The sequence below is a fragment of the Aquabacterium sp. genome (assembly GCF_036279675.1).
GTDB lineage: Bacteria > Pseudomonadota > Gammaproteobacteria > Burkholderiales > Burkholderiaceae_C > Aquabacterium.
Genome location: NZ_DASUIS010000083.1, coordinates 1 through 14,146, shown reverse-complemented (window position 1 = coordinate 14,146; position 14,146 = coordinate 1). Strand labels below are relative to the sequence as shown.

The window sequence follows — 14,146 nt, the reverse complement described above, 5'->3', positions numbered from 1 at the left end:
CAGCGTCTGATGCGCTGTCAACTGGCTTCGTTGCGGCCTGCCGCAGAATCTGGCCCGGCGGGCGCAGCCTGGTCAGGCATCTCCTTGCGCGGCGGCTTGGGCCGTTGTGGTTGCGCATGCACGATGGTCACGGCCTTGTTCATGTCGCCCGCCAGCATGGCGTCCACCGCGTCCAGCGATTGGCCGATGCATTTGAAGATGGCTTCGCGTTCCGATTGCGGCGGCTTGCGCAGCACGTAGTTGGCCACCTCATGCTTGAGGCCGGGGTGACCGATGCCCAGGCGCAGTCGCCAGTAGTCGGGTGTGCCCAGTTGCGCGTGGATGTCACGCAGGCCGTTGTGGCCGCCATGGCTGCCGCTTTTCTTCAACTTGACCTGGCCTGGCAGGAGATCCAGTTCATCGTGAACCACCAGCACTTCTTCCGGTGTGATCTTGAAGAAGCGCGCGAGCGCCGCCACGGACTTGCCCGACAGGTTCATGTAGGTCTGCGGTTGCAGCAGCCAGACGGGACCTTGGGGCAGGTTGGCGCGTGCCACCAGGCCGTGATAGGCGCGGTCGGGCTGCAGCGAGACGCCAAAGCGACGAGCCAGGTCGTCAATGAACCAGAAGCCCGCATTGTGGCGGGTGTCTTCGTATTCCGGGCCGGGGTTACCGAGTCCTACAAACAGTCGAATCATGATGGGTGCGGATTATCGGAGTGGCATCCACAAAAAGAAAAGCCCCGCTTGAGCGGGGCTTGACTTGCCAAAGCGCAAAGGAAGAAGTGATTACTTCTTGCCCTTCTTGCCCTTGGCGGGTTCGGCAGCAGCCACGGGCGCGGCGATGACTTCTTCCACGGGCTCGACCACGGTAGCCAGGGTCGGTGCCTTGCGGCCGTGCGTCAGCACCTTGATGTGGGCAGCCAGGCCCAGGTCTTCCACGCCGAAAGCTTGACCCTTGACGGCCTTGCTCAGGTCGCAAGTCAGGAATTCAGGCAGCTGTTCAGCCAGGCACTCGATTTCCAGTTCGGTGGTGACGTGGTTGATGATGCACTTGTCCAGCTTGACGGCAGGAGACTCGGCTTCATTCACGAAGTGCACGGGCACCTTCTTGTGGATGCGGGTGGTGGCGTCAACGCGTTGGAAGTCAACGTGCAGAACCAGGGCCTTGTAGGGGTGAGCCTGGTAGTCGCGCAGCAGAACCTTTTCAACCTTGCCATTCAGTTCCATCTCGAGGATGGAAGAGTGGAAGGCTTCCTTGCGCATGGCGTGGTACAGCGCATTGTGGTCCAGCTCGATGTTCTTTGGCTCTTGGCCGGCACCGTAAACGATGCCAGGTGTCTTGCCGGAATTGCGCAGGCGGCGGCTCGCTCCGGTCCCCTGCAGGCTACGCTCAAAAGCGGTGAATTTCATGGAGTACTCCAAGTTGGTATAGCGCCCGCGACCAGGCGCTTTGAAAAGACCGACTTGCCTTGCGGCGCCCCGGTCAGGAAACGGATCAGAAGTTGTTGTTCTGTTCCGAGAAAAGGGACGTGACCGACTCGCCATCGGTGATCCGGCGGATGGTTTCCGCAAACAGGAAGGCCGTGGTGAGTTGACGAATCTTGGGCGTGGCCTTGGCGGCTTCGTTCAAGGGGATCGTGTTGGTGATCACGACTTCGTCGAGGTGCGAATTCTTGATGCGTTCGATGGCCGGGCCGGAGAACACGGCATGCGTACAGTAGGCGTACACGCTCTTGGCGCCACGTTCCTTGAGCACTTCGGCGGCTTTGACCAGCGTGCCGGCGGTGTCGATCATGTCATCCATGATCACGCAGTTGCGGCCGTCGATTTCGCCGATGACGTGCATCACTTCAGACACATTGGCCTTGGGGCGACGTTTGTCGATGATGGCCAGATCGCAACCCAGTTGCTTGGCCAGGGCGCGCGCACGGACCACGCCACCGACGTCGGGGGAGACGACCACCAGATCCTGGTACTTCTTGGCTTGCAGGTCCGACAGCAGGACAGGCGAAGCGTAGATGTTGTCGACGGGGATGCGGAAGAAGCCCTGGATCTGGTCGGCGTGAAGGTCCATGGTCAGGACACGTTCGACACCAACGGTTTCGAGCAGATCGGCCACGACGCGGGCCGAGATGGGCACGCGGGTGGAGCGAGGACGGCGGTCCTGGCGGGCGTAGCCGAAGTAGGGGATCACGGCGGTGATGCGCTGGGCCGAAGCACGCTTGAGGGCGTCGACCATGACCAGCAGTTCCATCAGGTTGTCGTTCGTGGGGGCGCAGGTGGACTGCACCACGAACACTTCGCGGCCGCGCACGTTTTGCTGGATTTCAACCGTGGTTTCGCCATCCGAGAAGCGGCCAACGGCGGCCTTACCCAGAGAGATACCCAGATTGGAGGCGATTTCCTGAGCGAGCGCCGGATTGGCGTTGCCGGTGAACAGAACGGTATCGGAGAGCATGATGGACGTCTGGGCTGATGGCAAAAATAGCATCTGCCCAACACCTTGCCCTCAGAAGCGCCTGACTGTGGTCAGGAGATAAGCCTTCGCGGAAGGTGTAGGGCAGGTGTGTGCTCGGCTGGGGCCGAACGAATTATTTGGCAGGGGAAGAAGGATTCGAACCCTCGTATGTCGGAATCAAAATCCGATGCCTTAACCAACTTGGCGATTCCCCTACTCAGGACACAGTGTCTTGCCGTATTGCTACTTCATGGCACTGCAACCTTGTAAGCTGCACTCTTGTTCAGAGCCTCGCATTATAGCCTGTTTTTTGTGTCGTTCAAGGCTGTTGTTCAAAATCTTCACATTTTGATTCGCTGATCAATCAGGCTTTTCAACCGATCGGATCAAGCAAATCAAGCAGTGGATGATGAACCAGACCGTGAGCGACACGACCGACCCATGCTTGATCATTCAGACCTACATCGGCGGGCTGGAAGCTGGCTGGCTGCGGTGTGTCAGTGGTCATCCACGAAAACACGGTGCTGCCTGAGCCCGTCATCCGGCTGTTGCCGAAGCGTTTCTGCATGATTTCCAGTGCCTGGCCGATCTGACTGCTGTAGTGCTCCGCTGGAGCTTGCAAGTCGTTTCTGCCAAAGCGCTGGGGCGCTGCAAGAAAGTCTGCGACTATAGCATGCTTTGAATCGCGCTTCAAAAGTGGGTTGCCAAAAATCGCCACCGTGGGCACGGCAATCGGTGGTTTGAGCAGGGCCAGCGGGGTGGCGAGCAGCTTGGGCGGCAACGCGATCGGCGCGATGGCTTCCCCGATGCCTTCGACCCAGGCGTTGTGGCCTCGCACGAAGAAGGGCACGTCTGCGCCCAGCTTCACGGCGAGTGCTTCCAGCCGCGCACGCGGCCAGTTCAGCCCCCACAGCTGATTGAGTGCCAGCAGGACCGTGGCCGCATCGGAGCTGCCACCGCCCAGGCCGGCCCCCCATGGGACCTCCTTGTGGATGTGGATGTCGCACCCTTGCGACGTGCGGCTTTCCGACTGGAGCAGGCGGGCCGCCTTGAGGCACAGATCGTCCTGCGGCAGCGCCACATTCATGTCGTGACGTTTCAACTGGCCATCGCTGCGGGTCTCGATGTGCAGTGTGTCCTGCCAGTCGATCAGCATGAAGACGGATTGCAGCAAGTGATAGCCATCAGGTCGACGACCGGTCACATGAAGGAAGAGATTGATCTTGGCCGGCGCGGGCAGGTTGTGCAGGCTGGGCATGGCGGTGTGGGGCGTGCAGGCTCAACGATCGAGGTAGATCTTGAGCTGGACGGCGCGTTGTGTCGCCGAGGCTTCACGGCGTGCGTGCAGCTTTTTCTCGGGCAGTTCATTGGTATCGATCAGCCAGCCTTCCTGGGTGAAGGTGTTGGCCTGCGGCCCGGGCAGGCTGGGCAGATCGAGGTCGGGCTGGCCCTGCATCCATTGAATCAAGGAGCGCAGGGGCAGGCTTTCGCCGAGTGCGGCGAGGCTCAATGCCTCCAGGTTGTCGTAGCGTTGGCGACCCTTGTCGTTGGTGAGCCAGGCTTCGCCCGGTTGCCAGTTCACCTGCGCGATCTGGCTGCCCATCAGGGTCATGAGGTCCAGTTGCCCCGCGTCCGTGTTGCCGGAAAAGAAGAAGCCCAGGCTCAGGCCTTTGGCCGCTTGATCGGCAAAGGCCGCCAGCTTGATGCTCATCTGGCCTTGCAGTTCCAGTTTCGGGCGCGCGCGAGGGACGGGTTGCGATGACTGGTTGAACTGCAGCGCAGAGAAGGCGGGCGGCGCAGCATCAGCCGGGGCGCAGTTGCCGCCGCTCCTCATCTGCGCGGCGATGGGATCCGTGTCGGGCAGGCTGGCGCATGCGGTGAGGCTCAAAGGCAGCAGCCACAGCAGGATCCGTGGGCGACGGCGACGGATCACAGCTTGCCCTGGAAGCGTTTGAGGGTCTCTTTGAGCGTGTCGTTGTCGGGTTCGCGCTTGCTGGCGTCCTGCCAGACCTTGCGTGCCTCGTCCTTCTGGCCTTGGGCCCAAAGGACTTCACCCAGGTGGGCCGCGATTTCGGCATCAGGGCGAGTCTGATAGGCCGAGGTCAGCAGGCGCACGGCTTCGCTCAGGTTGCCCGCGCGGAACTCCACCCAGCCCATGCTGTCAACGATGAAGGGGTCGGCAGGTCGCAACTCCAGCGCCTTCTTGATCAGCTGGCGGGCTTCATCGAGTCGAACGCCGCGATCGGCCAGGCTGTAGCCCAAGGCGTTGAAGGCGTTCGGGTTGTCCGGTGCCATCTCCATGGTCTTGCGCAAAAGCGACTCGGCTTCGGCGAACATCTGCAGCTTCTCGGCCAGCATGGCCTGGTCATAGACCAGATCACTGTCATCGGGGAAGCGTTTGGTGGCTTCACCCAGCACCTTGTAAGCCTCCTCAGGTTGATGTGCATCGCGCAACACCTGCGCCTCGGCCTGGTACTTCACGACGGCATCGCGTGGTTCGGTCTCGGGCAAATCATGGATGAGCTTGCGGGCTTCGGGCACCTTGTTCTGGCGGGCCAGCAGGCGTGCTCGCTGGATCTGGATGTTCACGCGCTCGTTCTTGGGGTCGGCGCGCTCCAGCCACGACTGGGCCTGAGCAAGGTCATTGCGTTGCTCGGCCACCTGAGCCATGTAGAGGTAAGCCTGGTCGATTTCGTTGGCGTCAGGGGCGGTGTTGGCGGGGGTGTCCGTGCCGGCCTTGTCGTCCTTCTTGATGCGATCCAGCACATGCTTGAGTGCGGCTTCCGCCTTGTCGACCTGTTTGAGTTCCATGCGAACGGCCGCCAGCGTGATCCACGAGCCGTTCTGCTCCGGGTGCTCCTTGAGCAGCAGTTCGAGCTGTTGGGCGGCTTCTTCCAGGCGCTGGAATCCGGCCAGGCGGCGGCCGTATGCCAGCCGGACCACCGGGGCCGCATCGGGACGAGCCAGCTGCTGCTTGACGATGGCCTCGGCCTGCGGGTTGAGGTCCATCAGGCCAATGGCCACCAGGCCGGCATTCATGAGATTGGGGCGCAAGGCCAGTGCCTTGTTCAGGGCGGCCGTGGACTTGTTGACGTCCCGGGCCTGCAGCCAGCCTTCTGCGCTGGCCGACCATGCTTCAGCCATTTCCAGCGGGGGCTGGCGCCAGGGCTGGGTGGCGTCGTCGATGACCTGGGCTGCCGCGTTGCGGTCTTGCAGTCGGGTCATGATGCGAGGCAGCGACAGCATCAGCTGGGGTTGCTGCAGCGTGGGCGTGAGCTGGATGACGCTGCGCAAGGGCGCGGCGAGATCGGCCGAACGGCCCATGGACAGCAGGATGTCTGCCGTGTATTCCGAGGCCTGTCGGGATTGGGGCAATGCCTGGCGCCATGCTTTCGCTGCAGTCAGGCCCAGTTCGGGCGAGATGGCGCGGCCGATTTCCACGGCGCGCTGATACAGCTGGCCGTCCTTGTGCTGCCGGGCGGACTCGAGGTAGGCCTGGTACGCCGAGTTCAGGTCGCCACGCTGGAACAGGTATTCCGCAACGAAGAGCTGAAAGAACTGGGTGGCGTCCATGGCCGAGTTCTGGACGGGTGGCTTGGCTTTCGATTCTGGTGTGGCCGACACGGCTGCTGGCGCCGAGGCGGGCGCCTTGCCCTCTTCATCGGCAGCTTGGGCGCTACCGAGTGCACTCAGCGCGAACATGCCTGCGCTCAACCAGCGTGCAAGTGGCTTGAGAGGGCCAGGGTAGTTGGACGAGGCAGCAGCGGTTTGAGGCGTCGAGCCGGGCAAATGGGCAAACTTGAGGGACATGTGGTCTCCAACAGATGTGGCCATTCTATTGATGTGGCGGCCCATCCTTTCCGTTCCAGTGGACCCGATTGACACCGGATAATTCCGTACATGCCGGAATTACCTGAAGTCGAGGTCACTCGCCAGAGTTTTGCTGACCGCATTGCCGGTGCGCAGATCGAGTCCATTCACATGGGCAAGCCGCTGCGTTGGCCGGTTGGTCATGATGTGGATGCGTTGACTGGATGGCGGGTGGGGGAGGTGCTTCGGCGTGGCAAATACCTGTGGTTGCCTCTTTCGGATTCGAAAGGCAGGCAAGGTGGCTTGTTGATTCACCTGGGGATGTCAGGCTCGCTGGCCTTCGGGCCTCAGCTGGCGCCCGCTGGCATTCACGACCATTTCGAGATGATCACCAACAGAGGTACCTTGCGACTGACGGACCCTCGGCGATTTGGTGCGGTCATCTGGGGCGAGTCCATGCAGTCCGGGGTGCCGGCCAAATTGCTGGCCGGCCTGGGGCTGGAGCCTTTTGATGCCGAGCTGACCGGCGCCTATCTGCACGAGCGACTCAAGGGGCGCAAGGTGGCCATCAAACAGGCCTTGCTGGCGGGCGATATCGTGGTGGGCGCCGGCAATATCTATGCGTGCGAAGCGCTGTTTCGCGCTGGCATCGACCCCAGATTGGCGGCGGGCAAACTCAGCAAACCCCGTTGCGAGAAACTGGTTCAGGAAATACAGGGTGTTTTACGCCAGGCGGTTGCGCTGGGTGGGTCCAGCCTGAAAGATTTCAAGAATGCGCATGGTGCCCAAGGCCATTTTCAGCTGTCGACCCAGGTTTACGGACGCGAGAATCAACCGTGCCGCATATGTGGCACGCCCATCCGGCGTATTACCCAGGGGCAACGCTCGACCTTTTTCTGTCCGAGTTGTCAGAAAAGGTGACAGGTGTGGCTTCATTGGCGAATAAGTCTGTACGTTTTGTCCCAACTCGGTCGAATAAGCTTATTTGCCTGACCACGGCTTGAGATAGGATCAATTCCCATGATGCCGACCTTTGCCAGCCACCTGGATGCACTTGGGCAGTGGCGTGCCGACACGGACGCCAAACTGGCTGCCCTGGCACGTTTTGCCCGCGAACACGATCTGCTTGACGACGCGTCGGCAGAGTGGTTCGAGGCCATGCGTCATCGCCTGTCTGGCGAAAAGCTGATGGTGGCGTTTGTCGCGGAGTTCTCTCGCGGCAAGTCCGAGCTGATCAACGCCATTTTCTTCTCGGACAAGGGGCGCCGCATGATGCCGGCATCGGCTGGACGCACGACCATGTGCCCGGTCGAACTGGGCTACGACGCCGAAGATCCCGTTGGCTTGTCGCTGCTGCCGATCGACACCCGCCTGGAAGCGGCTTCGCTGGCCGAATACCGCCGCCAGCCCAAGGAGTGGACCTGGATCGAGCTGGATCTGTCCAACCCGGATGGCATGGCGCAGGCGCTCAGCGAGGTGATGCGCACCCGCATGGTGACGCCCGAAGAGGCGGCTCGCCTGGGTTTCTGGGATGCCGAGCGCCCCGAAGAAAACCCGCCCCTGCAGCCCGATGGCACGGTGGAGGTGCCCGTGTGGCGTCATGCCCGCATCAACCTGCCGCACCCGCTGCTCAAGCGTGGCCTGGTGGTGCTGGACACCCCGGGCCTGAACGCCATCGGTACAGAACCCGAGCTGACGCTGGGCCTGCTGCCTCAGGCGCATGCCACGGTGTTCATCCTGGGTGCTGACACGGGCGTGACCAAGTCCGATCTGTCGATCTGGCGCGATCACCTGTGCGGCCCGGCGCTGGCGCGCTTTGTGGCGCTCAACAAGATCGACTCGCTGGCCGACCCGCTCAGCACACCCGAACAGGTCGAGCAGACCATCCAGCGCCAGTGCGAAAGCGTGGCGCAAACGCTGGAGATCCCCACCTCGCACGTGTTCCCGATCTCGGCGCGTCAGGCGCTGGCCGCGCGCTTGACGGGCAACCATTCGGGCCTGGGTGAAAGCCGTCTGGAAACATTCGAGAACGCGCTGTCTGAAGGCTTGCTGCCTCGACGTCGCGAAAACCTGGGGCAGGCTGCCGTGCAAGGTGCGCAGCAGTTCCAGCAACAGCTCAACCGCCGCTTTGGCGAAATGCGCCGCCTGTTTGCCGATCAGTTGCACGAACTGCGCGGCCTGCGTGGCAAGAGCAGCGGCAAGGTGCAGTTGATGCTGCAGCGTGTGCAGGCCGAAGCCACCGAGTTCGAGCAGTGCACGGCCCGTCTGCAAGCCATGCGCAGCGTGCATGCACGCATGTTGCGCAATGCCTTGCATGAGCTGTCGGCTGATCGCTTGCGTCAGGAAGTGGATGTGCTGCAGCAGGTGCTGGGCGGATCCTGGTTGCCCCTGGGCGCCAAGAAATCCTTCATCGACCTGTGTGCACGCCTGCGTGATCTGATCGAGCAGGCGCAGCAACGCAATGACGAGATCCACGCCATGCTGGTGGCGTCGTATGCCAAGCTCAATGCCGAATTCGGCTTCAGCCTGGTGGCCGATGTGCCGCTGGACGTGCGCAAGTACACCGATGACCTCAACCTCATCGAGCGCAACTACGTGCAGTATCTGGGCCTGAGCCAGGCCTTCAGGTTGGCGCAACCGGGCTTCCAGGAGCAGTTCCGTCGCATGTTGATCTCGCGTCTGCGTGTGGTGTTCGAGACCGTGAGCAACGACATCGAGCTGTGGAACAAGACGGCTTCGGCGCAAGTCGATAGCCAGCTCCGCGAGCGTCGCCGCAACTTCAAGCGCCGTTATGAGTCGCTGGACCGCATCCAGTCTGCATCCAACGAGCTGGATACCCGCTTGCAGGAAGTCCAGGCGCAGGATGAGCGCGTGCTGCAGTTGCAGACGCATCTGGGTGCCTTGATCGATGAACTGGTCAAGCAGGCCCAGACCGACACGCTGTCTGCCTCGCAGGCCGATGCTGGCGTGCAGCACGTGTCGCTGGACCTGAATCTGGCGTCATCGCCCGAGGCGGCTCAGGTCACCACCGGGGCATGACGGCCCCGACTTCGGCCAGCCTGCTGCGGCATGCGCGGCAGGTCACCCCGGTTCTGGCTGATCGCCTGGTGGCCTGGCAGCATCAGGAAGGGCGGCATCATCTGCCCTGGCAGAAAGTCCGCGATCCTTATCGCGTGTGGCTTTCCGAGATCATGTTGCAGCAGACCCAGGTCACGACCGTGCTGGGCTACTTCGAGCGCTTTCTGCAGCGCTTTCCTGATGTGCGGGCGCTGGCAGCGGCGCCACTGGACGATGTACTCACGCTGTGGAGTGGCCTGGGCTATTACAGCCGTGCCCGTAATCTGCATCGCTGTGCGCAGGACGTGGTGAACCTGCATGGCGGGCAATTCCCGCGCAGCAGCGAGGCCTTGCAATCCTTGCCGGGCATCGGGCCATCCACCTCGGCCGCAATCGCGGCTTTCTGTTTTGACGAGCGCATCTCCATCATGGATGGCAACGTCAAGCGGGTGCTCAGCCGCGTGCTGGGCTGGGATCAGGATCTGTCCGTCAAGACGCATGAGCGTGCCTTGTGGGAGGCAGCTCAGGCCGTGCTGCCGAGCCAGGCGGCCGACATGCCTTCCTACACGCAAGGCTTGATGGACCTGGGCGCCACCTTGTGCACGCAGCGCAAGCCGGCGTGCCTGACTTGCCCCTGGTCGGATATCTGCAAGGCGCGTGTGCAGGGGGATCCGGAGCGCTATCCCGTCAAGACGCGCAAGCTCAAGCGCTCCGAGCGCGAAAGCTGGTGGCTGTGGCTCGAATGGCGTGAGCAGGTCTGGTTGCAACAGATGCCGGATAAAGGCGTGTGGGCTGGCTTGTGGACCATGCCATTGCTGGATGATGAGGCCGCGTTGGCGGAGGTGATCGGCACGACGGCACTGTCAGATCAGATCGACATGCAGCCACGCATCAAGCATGTGCTCACGCATCTGGACTGGTATCTGCACCCTCGCAGGCTAGTGCTGGACAAGGCCGCCGATGCCAAAGCCTTGCAAGTCCGTTTGAGCGCCTTGAACAACAGCGGCCGTTGGGTGCCGCTGGCCGAGCTCGACAACTGGGGCTTGCCGGCGCCATTGAGGCGCCTGCTCCAAGGCTGATCAGCCGATCGTGACGATGACCGGCGCGTGGTCGCTGGGGCGTTCGTTCTTGCGCGGCGCCTTGTCGATCACGCAAGCGGTGGTTCTGGCCTTGAGCGCATGGCTGACCAGGATGTGGTCGATGCGCAGGCCCTGGTTCTTGCGGAAGGCCAGGTTGCGGTAGTCCCACCAGCTCCAGGGCTTGGGCGGCTGCTCGAACAGGCGGAAGGCATCGTGCATGCCCAGATCCAGCAGTTGCTGGAAGTGCGCACGCTCCTGTGGCGTGCAGTGGATCTGGTCCTTCCAGGCCACCGGGTCATACACATCGGCATCGGTAGGGGCAATGTTGAAGTCGCCCATCAGCACGACGTTCTGATGGGTTTGCAACTCCTGCTTGAGCCAGTTTTGCAGCGCATCCAGCCAGCCCATCTTGTAGACGAACTTGTCGCTGTCGGGCGCCTGGCCATTGGGGAAGTAGCATCCGATCACGCGCACGCTGCCCACGGCCTTATCGAGGACGGTACCGGCGATCACGCGGGCTTGCTCATCCGCAAAGCCGGGGATGTTCCTGACGATGTCGGTGCTGCCAGTGCGTGTCAGCAGGGCCACGCCGTTGTAGGTCTTCTGGCCGAACCACTGCGATTGATAGCCTGCGGCTTCCAGGTCGGCATGGGGGAACTTGTCGTCCGTGAGCTTCGTTTCCTGCAATACCAGTGCGTCGACCGGGTTGGCGGCCAGCCAGTTCAGCAATTGCGGCAGGCGAACGGACAGCGAATTGACGTTCCAGGTGGCGAGTTTCATTTTGCGTATTCGATGCGGTGACTGGCCCGCATTTTGACGCCTGATGGTGTCAAGCGGGCGCGTCTTGGGCGTCACCACGCGCAAAAAGAAAGGATGTCTGGCCAGCGTCGCCATGACGGGCCAGACATCCTTTGTCGAGGCCAGGTGATGCGAGATCAAGCCATCATGGTGTGTAGACCATGGGCGCAAGTGAATTGCCGGGTGCGATGCTGGCGCAATTCTGAGGTGCAGCCTTGCCACGGAAGCGATCGTTGACCCAGATGACCGTCTGGGCCAGCCAGGTCGTCGAGGTACCGAAGTGGCTCAAGGCATATTCCTTGTGTTGAACCGGCACGCCCTTGGTGCAGTACTGGCGTGCCAGTGTGCGGACATCGCCGGCCAGCATCACCCCGTCGCCCTTGCCATAGACAGGGGAGGCGGGCGTGCCTTCCACTTCGCCGGCGGTGCCCTGGCCAATGAACAGGGGGATGTCGGGCGTGCCACCCGTGCCCATGATCAGCTTGTTGGCGCTGTTGACGTATTCGGGGACCGAAGCGCGGTTCCAGTATTCAGGCTTGACGATGTCCTTCCAATAGAAGTCGGGGTATTGGAAGAGCACGTTGATGATGGACTGATGGCGCATCTTGTTGTAGATGGCCAGGCCCTTGTCGCTGAGGTAGGTGGTGATATCCAGGTCGTAAGCCCGCGCAATGCCGATGAAGGCCATGCCAGCCACGCCACCCCACATCGGTCTGCCTTCGATGTAGCCCAGGTTGTGATCGGGATGCACCAGCGCACCGCCGAAGGCCGCACCGACCAGGTTCTTCTTGAGTTCAGGGGCGTACCCTGGCGCCAGCTCGGCAGCCCACTCGGTGCCAATCGAGCCACCTGAATAACCCACCAGGGCCACTTTGGCATCGCCGTTGATGCCTGTGGCTGGCGAACGCATGGCTGCACGTATGGAGTCGAGCGTGTTGTAGCCCTCGACCGGGCCCACGGCGAAGTGGGCTCCCTGGCCTTCCGTGTCAGGTACGACGATGGTGTAGCCCTGGATCAGGAAGGGGGCGAACAAGAGGGTTTCGAAGCCAGGCACGATGTCCGGCAATCGCTTGCCACCGGCAATGGCGCGTGATGGTGAATCTTCCGGGTTCAGTGAATCGTAGAGTGACTGGTAAGAGATCACCTTGTTCCTGTTGAGGCACAACAGGCAATTCGGCTTGATCACGGTCGTCACGTTCACAGAGGGGCGCGACAGTGCATCGGTCGATCGATACAGCAGTTGCACGGCCTTCAGCGGCAGGGGCAGGCCCATGATGCGGTACTGGATCGTTCGGGTCTTGAGAACCGTGCCGGGCTGGATGCTGGACAGCGGGGTGCTGTCCGTGTATTGGTAGAAGGGGTCTGGCGTTGGCGCCGTGGTGGCCAGGCTCGAGATGCCATGCATCATGAGTGCGCCAGCCAGGGTTGCTTTGAGAGCGTTCAGTCGCATGGTTTCTTCTCCTGTCTTCCTGGGTTGAGGGGGCAACGGCAGTGCGTTGTGCCCGGATTCTCGACAGGTGGGCAGGAGGTGTTTTGGCGAGGTACGCGACGCTTTTGCGGGAGGACGCGGATCCAGGGTATTCACCGCCCTGTGATCAGGGGGCGATGTTGTTGCCAGGCCTGGCCGCGAGCGGTCTCTGTCCTTGATGCGTGCGCCATGTACGATGTGCATCAGGAGTCCATCATGACCAGCTCACTCAACGTTCCCCCCAATGCCGTGAAGCAAGCTCGTGATGTCGAGCGGCTGATTGTTGGCCAGGCCACCTCCGATGGCGCCGGCGTCAAGCTGACGCGGGTGTTGACACAGCCTTTGCAGCGCCGGCTTGACCCTTTTCTGATGCTGGATGCCTTCGGGACCGACAACCCCGATGACTACATCGGTGGCTTTCCCGATCACCCGCACCGTGGCTTCGAGACCATCACCTACATGATTGCCGGCCGCATGCGCCACCGTGACAGCGCAGGCCATGAGGGCTTGCTGCAAAACGGTGGTGTGCAGTGGATGACGGCTGGTCGCGGCATCATCCATTCAGAGTTGCCCGAGCAGGAAGCCGGGCGCATGGAGGGTTTTCAGTTGTGGCTGAACCTGCCCGCGAAAGACAAGATGAGCGCGCCCTGGTACCGGGATATCCAGAGCGATGCCATCCCCGAGTTCAGCACCGATGCAGGCGTGAAGGTGCGCGTCATTGCGGGTGAGAGCCATGGCGTGCAAGGCGCGATGCAACGCGAGGCCACGCAACCGCTGTATCTCGATCTGTATTTGCCGGATGAGGCCAGCTTCGAGCAGATCCTGCCGGCGACACACAACGCCTTTGTTTACGTCTACCAGGGGGGCCTGGTCATGGGCGAGACCACGGTGCCCTCACAGCGCATGGCCATCCTGAAGAACCAGGTCGATCGCGATGGCGCCATCATGAAGGCACAAGGCCCGACCAGGGCCTTGTTGATCGCGGGGCAGCCGCTCAACGAGCCCATCGCGCAGTACGGGCCTTTCGTGATGAACAGCAACGAGGAGATCTTCCAGGCCGTGGCAGATTTCAAGGCAGGCCGCCTGGCCTGATGATGCCTGGGCCTCAGATGTGCAGCCAGGCCAGGGCGCCGATGGCCACGCCAGCCACGCCCAGGCCCACGGTACCCCATTCCAGCCAGCGGCGGCGGGTCAGCAAGGCGATCGCGGCCAGGGCGATGGACACTTGCAGGACGGTGGTGGCCTGAGCCCAGCGATGATGCTCGTGCATCTGCGCTTCGCTCTTTTCATCCCACTCTTTGGATTCGGCCTCCAGCTCTTCGGCCTTTTTCTGGATGTCGACCTTCTCGGTCTTGTAGCGATCAACTTCCTTTTTGTAGAACTCGCGCTTGCTGTCGTCCGTCACCAGTGCGGCGGCCAGTTCAGCCAGGCCTTGCTTGCTGCTCTTGGACTGGTAGTAGTTCCACTGGTTGGACGCTTCCGTCTTCTTGATGGC

Annotated in this window: 13 protein-coding genes and 1 tRNA gene; 4 read left to right on the top strand and 10 right to left on the bottom strand. The window is 61.9% G+C overall.

Annotation, left to right across the window (positions count from 1 at the left end):
• Positions 1–17: 17 nt before the first annotated feature.
• The 7 genes from pth to VFW93_RS10155 form a co-directional block, all read right to left on the bottom strand.
• Entirely contained in the window at positions 18–677 is a 660-nt protein-coding gene (gene pth, locus VFW93_RS10185) for an aminoacyl-tRNA hydrolase (protein WP_329693883.1), read from the bottom strand.
• Between the two features lie 90 nt (positions 678–767).
• Entirely contained in the window at positions 768–1,391 is a 624-nt protein-coding gene (locus VFW93_RS10180; RefSeq protein ID WP_329693882.1) for a 50S ribosomal protein L25/general stress protein Ctc, read from the bottom strand.
• 85 nt (positions 1,392–1,476) lie between these two features.
• Positions 1,477–2,439, bottom strand: a complete 963-nt coding sequence (locus VFW93_RS10175) for a ribose-phosphate pyrophosphokinase (protein WP_329693921.1) — start codon at positions 2,437–2,439, stop codon at positions 1,477–1,479.
• Positions 2,440–2,577: 138 nt separating this feature from the next.
• Positions 2,578–2,654: transfer RNA gene (locus VFW93_RS10170), tRNA-Gln, on the bottom strand.
• 158 nt (positions 2,655–2,812) lie between these two features.
• Complete coding sequence (gene ispE, locus VFW93_RS10165) at positions 2,813–3,697, bottom strand: 4-(cytidine 5'-diphospho)-2-C-methyl-D-erythritol kinase (RefSeq protein WP_329693881.1); 885 nt, start codon at positions 3,695–3,697, stop codon at positions 2,813–2,815.
• Positions 3,698–3,718: 21 nt separating this feature from the next.
• A complete protein-coding gene (locus VFW93_RS10160; RefSeq protein ID WP_329693880.1) occupies positions 3,719–4,372 on the bottom strand; it encodes a lipoprotein insertase outer membrane protein LolB in 654 nt (217 codons plus the stop codon).
• The gene (locus VFW93_RS10155) at positions 4,369–6,249 is read right to left on the bottom strand and encodes a tetratricopeptide repeat protein (RefSeq protein ID WP_329693879.1); all 1,881 of its coding nucleotides are present in this window, start codon (positions 6,247–6,249) and stop codon (positions 4,369–4,371) included. The genes VFW93_RS10160 and VFW93_RS10155 overlap by 4 nt, the downstream gene beginning before the upstream one ends.
• 90 nt (positions 6,250–6,339) lie before the next feature.
• On the opposite strand from VFW93_RS10155, the gene mutM reads away from it, so the two are divergent.
• The 3 genes from mutM to mutY all read left to right on the top strand — a co-directional run bounded on the left by mutM (position 6,340) and on the right by mutY (position 10,385).
• Entirely contained in the window at positions 6,340–7,170 is an 831-nt protein-coding gene (mutM, locus tag VFW93_RS10150) for a bifunctional DNA-formamidopyrimidine glycosylase/DNA-(apurinic or apyrimidinic site) lyase (protein ID WP_329693878.1), read from the top strand.
• Positions 7,171–7,269: 99 nt separating this feature from the next.
• Entirely contained in the window at positions 7,270–9,288 is a 2,019-nt protein-coding gene (locus VFW93_RS10145; RefSeq protein ID WP_329693877.1) for a dynamin family protein, read from the top strand.
• Positions 9,285–10,385, top strand: a complete 1,101-nt coding sequence (gene mutY / locus VFW93_RS10140) for an A/G-specific adenine glycosylase (RefSeq protein ID WP_329693876.1) — start codon at positions 9,285–9,287, stop codon at positions 10,383–10,385. Before VFW93_RS10145 ends, mutY begins: the two co-directional genes overlap by 4 nt.
• Here mutY and xth read toward each other — a convergent pair whose 3' ends face one another.
• Both xth and VFW93_RS10130 read right to left on the bottom strand, forming a co-directional pair.
• Positions 10,386–11,165 (bottom strand): exodeoxyribonuclease III, encoded by a 780-nt coding sequence (gene xth, locus VFW93_RS10135; RefSeq protein ID WP_329693875.1) that lies wholly within the window; start codon positions 11,163–11,165, stop codon positions 10,386–10,388.
• Positions 11,166–11,328: 163 nt separating this feature from the next.
• The gene (locus VFW93_RS10130) at positions 11,329–12,633 is read right to left on the bottom strand and encodes a lipase family protein (protein ID WP_329693874.1); all 1,305 of its coding nucleotides are present in this window, start codon (positions 12,631–12,633) and stop codon (positions 11,329–11,331) included.
• 234 nt (positions 12,634–12,867) lie between these two features.
• Here VFW93_RS10130 and VFW93_RS10125 point away from each other — a divergent pair, with 234 nt between their 5' ends.
• The gene (locus VFW93_RS10125; RefSeq protein ID WP_329693873.1) at positions 12,868–13,743 is read left to right on the top strand and encodes a pirin family protein; all 876 of its coding nucleotides are present in this window, start codon (positions 12,868–12,870) and stop codon (positions 13,741–13,743) included.
• Positions 13,744–13,756: 13 nt separating this feature from the next.
• On the opposite strand, the gene VFW93_RS10120 is transcribed toward VFW93_RS10125, so the two are convergent.
• Positions 13,757–14,146 (bottom strand): DUF4337 domain-containing protein (locus VFW93_RS10120; RefSeq protein WP_329693872.1); only part of this gene is annotated, 390 nt, incomplete at its 5' end.